Here is a 13,471-nt window from a genome sequence, read left to right on the forward strand (position 1 = left end):
TTCTTTAGATTTAACAGAAGGAATCATCGCCAATCAATTTTAGATAAAATCATTCAGAGATGCGTAGAGCATAAACCGATTGCTTACGCTTCGATTAAATTACACGAGACTTAAATGGGTAACCCTAATCTTTTAATTTCTTCTCTTCCCAACCCTCACCACTCTGAGAAAACACCTCATTCAATTTAGATTGAAAAAGCTCCTTAGCATTAATAATATTCTTTTCAGTATTGGCTTTGGCTTGGTCTATAGCTGCAAAGGCTTGGTCTAATATGCTTACTATTTGTTTTTGTATTTGGAGAGGTGGGATAGGTACCTGGATTTTTCTCATATTCCCTTGATTTAACTTAGGGACTGTCATGCCTGATATAAATGGTGATAAGTCTTGAAAATTCAAATAATAGATTAGCCAATTATCATCAAGTAAGTTTCTGAATGGTTTAATGACATGTGCATGATTGTTAACCCATGTTTTGCCTTTAATTAAAAATGCACTTTTATCACCTGACTCCCATTTAGCTCCATCTTCTCCTAAAAGTATAAGTTGTTCATTAAAAATGTAGTCTTTTACGTAGCTTAGAATCCCTGTTGCACCATAATAAGGAATATTTCCCTTTACTCTATTTCTTTTTGTGATCGGTTTTCTTTTATTATCAAGAATGTCACAAACTTCTCCAAGTAATTTGATTTCCCAACCTTCTCTCATATCAACTCCTTTAAAGATTGAAGAATAGTATTGGTTTCAATATCCAAACGTTCCATTTCAAGTAATATTTCTTCTGGACTTCTAAGAGGAGCTTCTTCAGGTGTATTTGGGTTTTTAACACTTAAATCATAGGTGTCTTCTGAAAGTTCTGAAGATAACAGGTTCCAAGATTGTTCCGTTTCGGATTTTGTTTTTTGCTGTTCTACAAAAGCTTCCATATCCTTATCGTTAAGGGGATTGGTTTTTCCCATATTTCGTCCGGGTTTGAGCTGGTAATACCAAATGCTTTTTGTGGGTTCTCCTTTTTGGAAGAATAAGACGACTGTTTTTACACCCGCCCCTAAAAAGGTGCCACTTGGCATATCTAGTATGCTGTGTAGATTGCAGCTCTCCAATATCAATTTACGCAAAGCCACAGAAGCATTATCAGTATTACTAAGAAAGGTGTTTTTGATGACAATGGCAGCTCTTCCACCTGTTTTTAAACTCTTGATAAAGTGCTGTAGAAATAAGAAGGCCGTTTCTCCAGTTTTAATATCGAAGTTTTGCTGTATTTCGGGTCTTTCTTTTCCACCAAATGGAGGATTGGCCAATATCACATGATAACGGTCTTTTTCTTGTATGCTTCTGATTTCTTCGCCAAGGGTATTGGTATGAATTAAATTGGGTGCTTCAATGCCATGGAGTATCATATTCATAATCCCAATGACATAGGCCAAGTTCTTTTTCTCTTTACCGTAAAAGGTCTTTTCTTGTAGAGTTTTAAGGTTGTCGGTGCTTTGCTCCATACGGGCATACATATATTCATAGCCCTCGCATAAGAAGCCGCAGGAGCCAGCTGCTCCGTCATATACCTTTTCCCCAATCTGAGGATTGGTTACCGCAATCATGGCTCTAATAAGTGGGCGAGGAGTGTAGTATTGGCCTCCATTACGTCCGGCATTCCCCATGTTCTTAATCTTACTTTCGTATAAGTGACTGAGTTCATGTTTATCATTACTTGAGCGAAAAGGAAGCTCATCGGCATATTCCAATATCTCCCGCAAATTATAACCACTTTGAATTTTGTTCTTTAGCTCAGAAAAGATTTCTCCAATCTTATAATCAATGGTTTGGGGATTTATAGCAGTTTGTTTGAACTTTGCCAAGTAAGGGAAAAGTTTGCCATCTACAAATTGAACCAAGTCGGGTCCTGTTAATGCTTTATGATGATCTAGTTTGCCGTCTTGGTCTTTAGGCATTGCCCAATTTGGCCATCTGTATTCTTCATCTAATATAAAATTATATTCTAATCCTTTTAGTTCAGCTTCGTCGGCTTTGTCTTGTTCCAGTTCATCTAGATAGCGGAGGAACATCACCCAAGAGGTTTGTCCTATATAATCTAATTCGCTATCGGCTCCAGAATCTTTATAAAGGAGATCGTCTATATTTTTGAATGTTTGTTCGAACATGTGTGAGTGTTATATATTTCTTTATTCAATTAAAACTAGTTATTCTTCTTCATACAATAGAAAATTATCTAATTCTCTGGGGGACAATTTAATATGATGTTGCTTTTCGATTTCTTCAGTAATCGCTAAGCATTTGCAAGCAAATTTAGCATATTCATCGTCAAAATTATGATGTTTTAATATTTGATTAAATTTATTTGGAACTCTTGAAGTATGCTTCCTCATATCTTCCACGGCTCTACTGTCATAGATGTAAAAGAGATGTGGTAGATGAAAATGCAAATATTTTGAAGTAAAGGAGCGTTTCTCCATAGCTGTTATCCCTTTTATTAGATCGACCAATTTTTTATGGACAGTAAGAATTAATGGGATATTTTCAATTGTAACATTATCAAATAACTCCAATTCTTTTAACCATAAGTCAAGGTCTGATTTTTTAAATGCATTGAGAACATGATAAGAGTAAAAGTTATCATTTGTTTCCTTAGCATTCTTACGTCTTTCTATAGCTGCGGCATATGCTCTACCTATGAGCCATACCTTTGCAATGATGGCTTCATCATTCTTGTGTTCAAAGTGCTCTTTACAAAGATTGTATAGGGTTTGGTTTCCTAAATCCCAGATATTGGGTGATTTTGCTTTCTGAATAATGTCTTTTGTAATAGGTTTCATACGATTATTTTAAGAAATATTATAATTGAATTCCTTTAATATTGTCTTTAATTCAGATTCAATATCTGTTATTAATTCCTGAAAATCATATGTTGTTCCATCTTTCATATCTAATTGAAGCCTAGAAATATCATAATCATTTGAGTAATCATTACTGAAATCTCCTTGTATTAAATTAGTGTCTTTTAAATCTGTTTTATAATTTAGAGTGTGATGTTTTGTGCCATTCACTAGGATTTTAATTAGTTTGAACTTAGGAATTTTATTTATAATATGATTCTGATATTCTCTTTCATTTTTATAGCTGTTTAAAGTTTTCTTTTTGTTTTCATGATATATCCATTCAAGTATATGCCATGCTGTAAAAGCACAATGTAATGCTTTTCTAGAGTTTAAATCATCAGCTTGGTATTCCTTTAAGTCATCGTAAAAGGTATTAAATAAATCTGGCACGGATTTAATATTAAAACTGTATGTTGTTGGCATATTGGATTATTTTTAATTGTTGTTACTTAGGTCAGTACATGTAAAAGAACAAGTTTACTATTAAAGAATTATAATTGTTTTTATTTATATTAAGGCGATTTTATTTTTTTGATAGTTATAGCATATTTGAAATGTTATGTTTCGCTAATGGTGCAATGTCATTTCTAAATCTTTCTGGCCATTTAGTATGCTTTCTCATTAAAATGCCTGGATGTGGTAGGCAGATGTGATTTTGATTATCGTTTTTGAAGATTTCACCAGTTAATCTAGTTGTTGATTTTGTTTTACTTCCTTTAAAAATTGCTTGAGTAACATCAACACCTAATAGTATAATTACTTTAGGTTGGCAAATAGCTATTTCATTTTGAAGCCAATAAATACTTCTGTATGCATATTCTTTGAATTGACTTCTATTTTCCTTAATGTCTTTTCTATCAAGATTATTGTATTTTGCCGCATGCCCTTCTTTAAATAGAAAAACCTTTACTAGATTGGTAATCCAACAATCCTTACGATTAACACCAATTTGTTTTAATATTACTTCATTTAATTCGTCTCCAGATAGAATTTTTCTAGTTCTACTTCCATCAAAATAAATCTGATTAGAGAATGGGGCATCTATATCTGCAATAGGAGTATCCTTGTGTTTATGTATTGTCTGGAATTTAGCAGTAGGATAAGCGCCAACAATCATTACTTTGTTTAAGGTGGTTTCAATAGGAACCAAAGGATTTATTGATGCTCCGGTTAAGTAAGTATAATTTGAAGGATATTGAATAGAAGTTTTATACTCTTTAAAGCATTTTTTCTGGTATTCAGTAACTTTTGCGTTCATTGGTAATTAATATGTGAGAAATGCGAATTTGACGTCCAAAGTTAGTTTAATTTTTCAATGAGAGGATATGTTAACTACCAAAGAAATATTATATTTTTAGGTAATTCTTGACAATTGGGGTTGTTAATCTGTTTTATATAACAATCCGTATACAAAAATGCACTTTATATTATCATCTAAACATTAGGTTATGTGTTGAATATGTTGGTTTTAGGTTGTTGTTGTCTAGATTCCACTAGAGTGTCTTTATCTAAAGAACGGATAAGCTTATACCAAGAAAATATACCTTATTTAGGTAGAAATAGTATTTATATATTAGAGTTATTGTAATTGTGTATTTTATTCAATATACCACATGTGTGTGCAAATGCACTTAATGTTATAATAGGGGGGGGTAGGGTTTTTAATGGGAAACAGGAATTTGCGGACCACCCCCTTGGTTTATTATTTGGAATTTTATTTCGATTTATCTCTTAAAGTATTTAATGTTTTCGGCAAAGTTAATGGATGATTACTTCAAAGAATATTAAGTTTTACTATGGAATAATTGAAGCGAATGATATTAGGATAAACTTTTCATTATTCAGTAGTTGTAGAAAAGTACTGGTTTTAAAAAAATAGTACTGTTGAATAATTGGGTAAATCATAATGTGTTGATAACGTGAGTGTAATGTGTTGTTTTACTTGACCAAATTCATTTATCATGAATTTGGTCAAGCAAAATGGGGATTAAAAATAGTTTTTTTTTGGTTGAACGCAAATAAATGCATTTAGTGTTTAAGCAAAAACTTAGTTTTTAATTAATAGGTGTAACCACATTAATTAGGCATTGCAGTAATTAGATTGGCTTAATATGAAATGTGGGAACCTCATTGAAAAGCTTTTTAAAAGTATCTTTTATAATAGATAATGCTTCCTTTGATTGTTCTGAAGGTACCAAGACTGAGTCATGGATTGTTAGAGGGATTATATTTGCTTCTACAAGTCTTTTAGCTATAGTATCGATAAAGATATAACTTTCAATTCGTTGTAGGTAAATGGCAAGCTTGCTGTGGTCCTTTTCCTTGAGTCTCTTAATGGTTTCATATACAAAAGGATAAGGTTTGGAAAATATTTCTTTTTCTTTTTTGTAAGGTATAAAATCATAATTATTCTTTCTTACTTTATTACGTGAAAAAAAAACAATGAAAATCATTTTCTTCATATCAATACGAGAGGAACTATTAGTGAGGGATAATAAATCATCGTATAAAGTTCCATTAAGAGTTGAATTACAAAACTCCAAAAAGCTCACATTTTTAGTAAATAAGGAGATTTTGAGACTTTTTTGAATTTTAGTAACAGCTTTTAAACCAAAGTATAACATAGGATTGAATAAACTAAACACACCACTATAGGGTATAGTGATATCATCCTTTGGTGCTTGTATTAGATTTTGTAATAATTTACTTAATAAGTATGGTTGTGAGTTTTTAAGATCTATTGAAGTAAAATCTCCTTTTATAAATTGTCTTAAATCACTTTTTAAATTGGTTAGGTTTGTGTCAAGCCTTTTGTTAGTCTTATTTCTTTTAAAATATCGGCTTCGTTTATCTTTAATCAAATATATACTAGTTAAATAATAGAATTTTTTCACTTCATCCTTTTCTAAATGAGCCCATTTGATAGCCTCTTCATAGTTTAATTCTATTTTTTTAAAAGCTTGCATCATTTTTTTTATGTGAGGACTTAACTGATTGTTATGTGCTATCCGATTATGATTTTTTCTTTTAAGCTTGTTATACAGATTACTATTGGGGATTATTTCGACTATCCGTATTCCTTTTAATAGCTTGGGGTTTATATTGTATTCAAGGGCTTTGGTTCCTTTTGCATATAGGTTATCACAGATGAATATATTATTCTGTCTTAAATAAATGATGTATTTGTTTATAGTATTTATGGTATCATTTTTTAATATCTTCATATTTAGTTTCAGGTATTCTTTATCCTTGTTTTGTGACTGCTTTTGAGTTAGGTAACTAATCAAGTAGTAAAAGTATTCTCTTCGGAAAGAGAAGTTTGGTGGTGTCTCGTCCAGTGTTCTATTTAGTTTGTCCACTAGCATTTCCGGTAGGATTAATCTGATCGGTTTTTTAGTGTTCATAGCAGTAGTTTTTATTGTTAAGGAATTTTGGTGTACTACTCGTTACAAACTCATATCTTGATTTTGGATTTATCTTTATCCTAGGCCTTTTTGCCTTTCTTTTAATTTGTTTATTTTTGTTTTTGGGTTTGAGTTCTGAGGTCTTCTTGGGGCTCTTTTTTTTGTCCATGATATTACCTCCTATATTTCAATGTTTCAACTTCTTTTAAAGCAGCTAGAACTGCTTGCTCTTTGTATAGTACCCTAGTACCAATAGAGTAAGCTGCAATAATGCCTTGCTTTGTCCATGTATGTAAAGTTGGAAGTGAAATATTAAGCATTTCAGCTGTTTCTTTTCTAGTGAAATACTTTGGGGTAATAGGCTTAGTATGGATTGCTTCTAAGCTCTCTTTAACCTTCTTAGAAATCATCTCTGATAATTCCTCAAAGGATACTTTTTCTAATAAAATACTGTTGCTCATTTTGCCTTTTTTTAATGATTAAAGTGCAAAACTCGCTGTGTTTTAACTCTGGTTACTTCCGTTTTTTCCGACGGAAGTAGAACGGAAGTAAAATTTATTCTAATTGGCTAAAAAGTCTTTCAAATTCTTCAATATGTTTCAATGGAGGGTCGTTTGTAAGACTTCTTTCTGAAACATAACCTGGAATTTCTTTACCGAAGTGTGAATAGATTATTCTAGCTTGAGGTGATATATTACCTGAAATGATTATCCCTTTCTTTTTAAGTACGTCAATTGCTCCAAGTAATTCTGTGCGATTGTTTGTTATTCCTACCCATATTTTATCAATAGTATATCCGTTTGTTTCAAATAACTGTTCAATTATCGATATATACTTTTTATCAATAAACAAATCTTCATATGTAGTTTCGGGTTTCTTTTTTATTGGAGTTATTTTCCCTCTTATCACTTCTGTCTCTTTAAATATCAGATGTATCAAGTCCAATGCAATATTGTAAGCATTTTTAACTTTGGGGTTATTGTTTGAAATGATTGTAAACTCTTTTTGAAAATATTGCAGCTTGTTAATCGCGTACTGATATTCGGTATCACTCAATCTGAGTAATTCATTAACTACAGGTTTTCTATATGGTAATAATAGGGCTTTTAAGGATTTGTCGGTATGTTTTGAATATAATGTATTTCTGATGTTGAAAGCCTCGTTCTCTATAAGTTCATCTATAATTTGGCTATTGTCTTGCAGTTGTATATTATCTTTTTCACCAAGAAAAAATGCATTTTCATCGTGTACATAGTCCTCTTCAATAAAAAATGGATATGCATATTCTTTTAATGCTTCCAGTACATCATCATCATTTTTATCTGAAAAAACATTAATTCCATAGTTTATATATAATCCTTTCATTCTGTATAGATTACTTAATAAATCCGAATGAAAACAATGATGTTTACTTAGCTTCGAAAAATTCTTTTGTTCATAAAAGTAGGGTAGAGTTAAATAAATGTTTTCTGGAAAGTCCGCGTATTCTAAATTATCATCATCTATTTCCATTATTTCACCTTTCTGTTAAAAAAATCGTTTTTAAGTGCCTCAATTGCAGATTTGTCTTTATCTAGTTTTAAATAGGTTCTAAGCTGTGTTTCTGATTTGTGGCCAGTAATGTTCATTATGGTAGCAATAGTCAATCCAGCCTCATGCATTAAGGTCGCGCCGGTACGTCTAGCTGTATGTGAAGATATGAGAGTGCATCTTTCTTTACTCTGTGAGCTTATGACTTTTCTGATTACTTCGTTCCAATTCTCTAGTTTAGTGATTTTCGCTCTTCGGGCAATCAATTTAATATTATAATTCAAATCTTGCTCACTGACTTTGGGTAGGGTGTAATTGTACTTTAATAATATAGCTCCTAATTGAGTGTTCATAGGTATTACTACTTTAGCACCAGTCTTTTGTTGTGTGATTCGAATAAGTTCACCATCAATCATTGATTTCTTTATCCTTGAATAATCAGAAAATCTTTGTGCTGTGTAACAACCTACTAGGAATACATCTCTTATTAAGTCTGTATTGGGTTCCTTACTTAAATCAAGTTGGTATAAGCTATCAACTTCTTTCTGAGATAAAGCTATTTGATGTGAGTTCCCTCTGTGTTTTTTAAATTTAGAATGAGTATAGAGTAGGTTGGAATGCAGGCCTTCGTCTTTTGCTAATTCCATATAAGATTTGATGTTCTTGATATGATTACCAACAGTGTTGTCTTTATATTTTCTTACTGAATAAAGGTAATTAGTGTAGTCGGTATAAAAATTCAAATCAATATCATTAAAATCGTAAGCCTTGTTTTGATATTTATTAAACTCCTTAAAAATATTGACAAATGAATTATGGGCTTTTATCGTTCCTTTACTAAAACCTTCTTTATTGGTAGCTTTAAGCTCTTTAATTCTTGCATCCATAAACTCAGTGAGCGTCTTAGCCATCTTTAAATGACTAGGATTTAGTTTCTCCGTTATCATCTCTCTAATAATCTCAGGTGCTTTGTCAGAATGTTCAATGAGTATATTCTTGGCGATAACTTCAATATTATCTAATTGTCGATTAAGTTTTTTATAATCTATTATTTCTATTGTCCCATTTGGATTTGATACTTGTTTCTGTTCTTTTACTCTATTCTTTTTCTCTACAAATAGGTATGGGAGTATTTTATAGCCAGTGTAATACTTCAATCTTCGATATTTTTTACCCCCATCTGGTAATACATCAAAATAACCATAGGAAGCCAATAGGAATATAGAGGTGCTTTCTTGTTTTGAGGGAGTTAAATCTGATTGCTTGTTTTTTAATCTAAATTTAATATTCGTCATATAGCTTTTGAATAATATGACTCAAAAATACAAAAAAATAGCCTAGGGTACAATAATGGGTACAAATATATTTTATTTAGCTTAATCTAGTTTTAATTTATATTGGTCTAATGAATAGTTAATCATACTGATATATAGAAAGTTTAGCTAAAGATAAATGAAATCAAATTAAATAAAGTAGACCCTTCAGGTTCACCAATGTATTGAAAAGCCATCGTAATTTATACGATGGCTTTTTTTTTGTTTATTTAAATTGTCAGTATAATAAATGGACTCAATATTTTCGTAATTTTACAAGCTTTTTAAGAAAACACGGTTATTAGAACAACATCAATGGGTATCATTGCATTTCTTCAAGATAGAAAGATTCGAAATACGGATATAAAGAATCCTCGACGCAAGGTTTTTATGCCATTGTCAGATATTCATTCAATATTGGTTTTAGCTTCTTTGTCGAATATAGACGAAAGAGAAAAATGGAAAACTCATTTCAAAAACCTATCAAAAAACAAGGTGAATATTGATTTTTTATGTTTTGTAAATTCAAAATCAGAAGACAAAGAAAATAATGTAGATCTGGATCAAGTAATATTTCCTTCCCATTTATCGTTTCTTGGAAATATTAAAATGACAGAATCAGTATCGGCAATAATAGACAAAAAGTACGATTTGCTTATCGATTTAAATTTTGATGAGCTAAATATCTTAAATTATTTAATTGTAAAAGTTAATACCTCTCTTAGAGTTGGTGGTGATTTCAATAAAAAAATGGATTCTTATCTCGATTTAAAGATCAAAACTGATGAACCCCGATTAAAACCCAAATTATTTATAGATCAAGTATTTTACTATTTAGGAAAAATTAATATAAATGGAAACAAGTAAACTAAAAGGAACTGGAGTAGCACTAATCACGCCATTCCATAAATATGGCACCATTGATTTTACATCTTTAGGCGAGTTAGTCGAGCATGTTATAAATGGAGGAGTCAATTATTTGGTGGCTTTAGGCACTACTTCTGAAGCAGCCACTTTAACAGAAGATGAAAAAATAGCCGTTGTAGAGTTTATTGTAGATAAGGCAGAAGAACGAGTACCCGTTATTGTTGGAGTGGGAGGTAATAACACAATAGCTTTAGAATCCCTATTAAAGAAATTTCCTTATCAAAATGTTGATGGAATATTATCCGTAACACCTTATTATAATAAGCCAAACCAAAAAGGTTTGTATTATCATTTTAAAACTTTAGCAAGTGCAACTGATTTGCCAATCATTTTATATAATGTTCCTAGTAGAACAAGTGTAAATATGGAAGCGGAAACTACCTTAAAGCTTGCTGAAGAGTTCTCAAATATAGTAGCTATTAAGGAGGCTAGTGGAGATTTGTTTCAGATCACTAAAATTTTAAAAGATAAACCAAAAGATTTTTTAGTTATTTCCGGTGATGATGCCCTTACATATAATATGATTGGAGCAGGAGCAAGTGGTGTAATTTCTGTGACAGCAAATGCTTATCCTACTGAATACAGTCAGATGGTAAACTCAGCATTAAAAAACAATTGGAAAGCGGCTAAGGACTTCAATTTTTCTTTACTGGAATTTATGGAAGCTATTTTTGAGGATGGAAATCCAGCTGGAATAAAGTCAGCTTTAAATACTATGGGTATAATAAAGCATCATTTAAGGTTGCCTTTGGTGAAAGTAAATGTACAAACAGCCAATAGAATCAAGCAATTCGTTGATGACTATAAAAGTCCAGTGTCCTAAACAACCAATTTCAATTAAAACTGTCTAGGAAAACAAAAGACATTAATCGAAAATAAAATATGATGAAAAATTACTTGAGTATCCTTGCATTATTTTTATCGCTAACTGTGTTTGGCCAAAATGATGCATATTATTCCTTAGATAAATATCTCCAAGAAAAAGGAGAAGCATTTGTCAAAATTAACACCAATTCCTCTAAAGATATTATCAATTTGGCACCGCTAATGTCAATTGATGAAGTTGATGGAGATGCAGTTTATGCTTATATGTATGAAAAAGGCTTTGCTGGATTTCAGGAGCTGGGTTTAAGTTTTGAAATTTTACAAAAGCCTGGCGAATTATTTATTCCAAAAATGTATGACGGTATTAACAAAGAAGCTTACGAATGGGATGCTTATCCTACTTATGAGGCCTATGTTGAAATGATGTATGAGTTTGCTACAAACTATCCTGATATTTGTGAAGTATTTAGTATTGGAACTTCAGAGGAAGGTCGTGAAATTCTTTTTGCAAAGATTTCTGATAATGTTTCTACTAGTGAACCTGAAGGGCAATTCATGTATACAGGAACTATCCATGGTGATGAAACAGCAGGGTTTGTATTGTTTTTGAGGTTAATAGATTACTTGACTTCAAATTATGGAACTGATGCAGAAGTTACTGAATTAGTGAATAACTTGGAGATATGGGTTAATCCAGCAGCCAATCCAGATGGAACTTATTATGGCGGAAATAATAGTGTATTCGGTGCAAGAAGAGCCAATGCTAATAATGTAGACTTAAATAGAAATTATCATGATCCTAATCCTGCTTATGGTGAACATCCAGATGGTAATGAATATCAGGCAGAAACTGAGGCTTTTATGGCTTTAGCTGATGAGCAGAATTTTGTTATGGCTGCAACTACACATGGAGGTGCAGAAGTATTAAACTACCCATGGGATACTTGGAATTTACATACGGCAGATGATGCGTGGTGGGTTTTTGTATGTCGTGAATATGCTGATACTTGTCATGCTTTTGCTCCTTCTAACTATATGAATCAATTTGATAATGGTATTACTCATGGTTATTCATGGTATCCAACACATGGTTCTCGTCAAGATTATATGAACTATTTCCATCATTGTAGAGAGGTGACTCTAGAGATATCTGATACTAAATTGATTCCGGAAAGTCAATTAGAAAATCATTGGGTTTATAATAAAAGATCTATGATTAATTATATGAAGCAAATGTATTATGGTGTTCAAGGTATCATTACTGATAGTATCACCGAAGAACCTCTAGTAGCAAAAGTAGAAATCCTTGATCATGATGAGTTAAATTCATTCGTGTACTCTAGAGATGGATTAGGAAATTATCACCGTTTAGTAAAAGCCGGCACCTATGATTTCAAATTTTCTGCTGAAGGATATCTTCCTAAGACATTTATTGGTGTTGAAGCTGAAGACTATGAATCTACCATATTGAATGTTCAATTGGTAAATGCGACTTTAACAGCTGATTTTTCTGCGGATCAAGTTCTAGTAGCAGCTGGTTCAACTGTTCAGTTTTCTGAAGATTGTTGGGGAGAGCCAGATACCTATTCTTGGACTTTTGAAGGAGGAACACCTGCTACATCCACAGAAGCAAATCCTCAAGTAATCTATAATGAAGTTGGAATATTTGATGTTTCTTTAGTGATAACTAAGGGTAGTGATATACAATCTATTTCTAAGGAAGAATATATTTCTGTTAACGAAGAATATATAATTGAAGATGGTGGTGTTACTACTTGTAGTGGTTTGTTTTTGGATAATGGTGGCTTAGACGCTAATTATAGTGCTAACCTAGATTATATCTACACTATTTATGGTTCAGAAGATGCTGAAACGGCTATCCTTTCTGTTGATTTTACCAGTTTTGCAGTGGAGTATCATGCCAGTTGTAACTATGATTACCTTGAGATTTATGACGGACCTAATACCACCTCTGAATTCATTGGTAAATATTGTGGAACTGATAATCCAGGGACAGTGATAAGTACTCATCCTGAAAATGCACTTACATTTGTTTTTCATTCTGATGGTTCTCAAGAGGATGCTGGATGGACTGCCGCCATTAGTTGCACTATTATTGACCAGATTAGTTTGGTTGATGCTCAGGATGCCTTAAAGATTTATCCAAACCCTGTTAATAATGGATGGTTACATATCGAACTAAACCAAGGTATTAATGAGATCAATATGTATAATTTAAGTGGTCAAGAAATAAAAACTTGGAATACTTCAGGAACGAAACAAAACATTAATATTTCAGCAATAGAAGCTGGAGTTTATTTATTAACTGTAAAATCTAATGATGCTGTTTATCATCAGAAGGTCAAGGTTCAATAATTAGCTTTAATATATTTTAAAAGGGGTTTTCTTATCGGAAAGCTCCTTTTTTTTGGTTCATGCTATTTCAGAAAAAAGCAGTTTGAATCAATATGCTTTATCTTATTTAACATAGAATCTATATTGCCATACATCCCAAAAGCCTCACTCACTAAAACTTTACTGTTTTTTTACTTTTTATTTCGATTCTCTTAGTATATCTTT

The 13,471-nt window shown here is 31.8% G+C and carries 12 protein-coding genes; 3 read left to right on the forward strand and 9 right to left on the reverse strand.

Going from position 1 to position 13,471, the window contains the following annotated elements:
- Positions 1-124: 124 nt before the first annotated feature.
- The 9 genes from HNS40_RS16135 to HNS40_RS16175 all read right to left on the reverse strand — a co-directional run bounded on the left by HNS40_RS16135 (position 125) and on the right by HNS40_RS16175 (position 9,121).
- Positions 125-706, reverse strand: coding sequence for a restriction endonuclease subunit S (locus tag HNS40_RS16135; RefSeq protein WP_172282708.1), 582 nt, complete (start codon positions 704-706; stop codon positions 125-127).
- A complete protein-coding gene (locus tag HNS40_RS16140; protein WP_172282711.1) occupies positions 703-2,157 on the reverse strand; it encodes an N-6 DNA methylase in 1,455 nt (484 codons plus the stop codon). Before HNS40_RS16140 ends, HNS40_RS16135 begins: the two co-directional genes overlap by 4 nt.
- Positions 2,158-2,196: 39 nt before the next feature.
- Positions 2,197-2,829 carry a hypothetical protein gene (locus tag HNS40_RS16145; RefSeq protein ID WP_172282713.1) on the reverse strand — a complete coding sequence of 211 codons (633 nt, stop codon included), beginning with the start codon at positions 2,827-2,829 and terminating at the stop codon, positions 2,197-2,199.
- A 9-nt stretch (positions 2,830-2,838) separates the two neighbouring features.
- Positions 2,839-3,315 (reverse strand): hypothetical protein, encoded by a 477-nt coding sequence (locus tag HNS40_RS16150; RefSeq protein WP_172282715.1) that lies wholly within the window; start codon positions 3,313-3,315, stop codon positions 2,839-2,841.
- Positions 3,316-3,430: 115 nt separating this feature from the next.
- Positions 3,431-4,150 (reverse strand): uracil-DNA glycosylase family protein, encoded by a 720-nt coding sequence (locus HNS40_RS16155; RefSeq protein ID WP_172282718.1) that lies wholly within the window; start codon positions 4,148-4,150, stop codon positions 3,431-3,433.
- Positions 4,151-4,988: 838 nt separating this feature from the next.
- Positions 4,989-6,296, reverse strand: a complete 1,308-nt coding sequence (locus HNS40_RS16160) for a hypothetical protein (protein WP_172282721.1) — start codon at positions 6,294-6,296, stop codon at positions 4,989-4,991.
- Positions 6,297-6,469: 173 nt separating this feature from the next.
- A complete protein-coding gene (locus tag HNS40_RS16165) occupies positions 6,470-6,757 on the reverse strand; it encodes a helix-turn-helix domain-containing protein (protein WP_172282723.1) in 288 nt (95 codons plus the stop codon).
- A 94-nt stretch (positions 6,758-6,851) separates the two neighbouring features.
- Positions 6,852-7,661: a hypothetical protein gene (locus HNS40_RS16170; RefSeq protein WP_172282725.1), complete on the reverse strand. Its 810-nt coding sequence runs from the start codon at positions 7,659-7,661 to the stop codon at positions 6,852-6,854.
- Between the two features lie 146 nt (positions 7,662-7,807).
- Entirely contained in the window at positions 7,808-9,121 is a 1,314-nt protein-coding gene (locus HNS40_RS16175; RefSeq protein ID WP_172282727.1) for a site-specific integrase, read from the reverse strand.
- Between the two features lie 333 nt (positions 9,122-9,454).
- Between HNS40_RS16175 and HNS40_RS16180 the strand changes: the two genes are divergently transcribed.
- Genes HNS40_RS16180 through HNS40_RS16190 form a run of 3 tightly spaced genes read left to right on the forward strand, consistent with a single transcriptional unit; the run spans position 9,455 to position 13,267 of the window.
- A complete protein-coding gene (locus tag HNS40_RS16180) occupies positions 9,455-10,006 on the forward strand; it encodes a hypothetical protein (RefSeq protein WP_172282730.1) in 552 nt (183 codons plus the stop codon).
- Complete coding sequence (dapA, locus tag HNS40_RS16185; protein WP_172282733.1) at positions 9,993-10,889, forward strand: 4-hydroxy-tetrahydrodipicolinate synthase; 897 nt, start codon at positions 9,993-9,995, stop codon at positions 10,887-10,889. The genes HNS40_RS16180 and dapA overlap by 14 nt, the downstream gene beginning before the upstream one ends.
- Positions 10,890-10,948: 59 nt before the next feature.
- Positions 10,949-13,267 (forward strand): M14 family zinc carboxypeptidase, encoded by a 2,319-nt coding sequence (locus HNS40_RS16190; protein ID WP_172282736.1) that lies wholly within the window; start codon positions 10,949-10,951, stop codon positions 13,265-13,267.
- The last annotated feature ends 204 nt before the right edge of the window (positions 13,268-13,471 follow it).

The organism is Lentimicrobium sp. S6 (genome assembly GCF_013166635.1).
Classification (GTDB): Bacteria; Bacteroidota; Bacteroidia; order Bacteroidales; family UBA12170; genus UBA12170.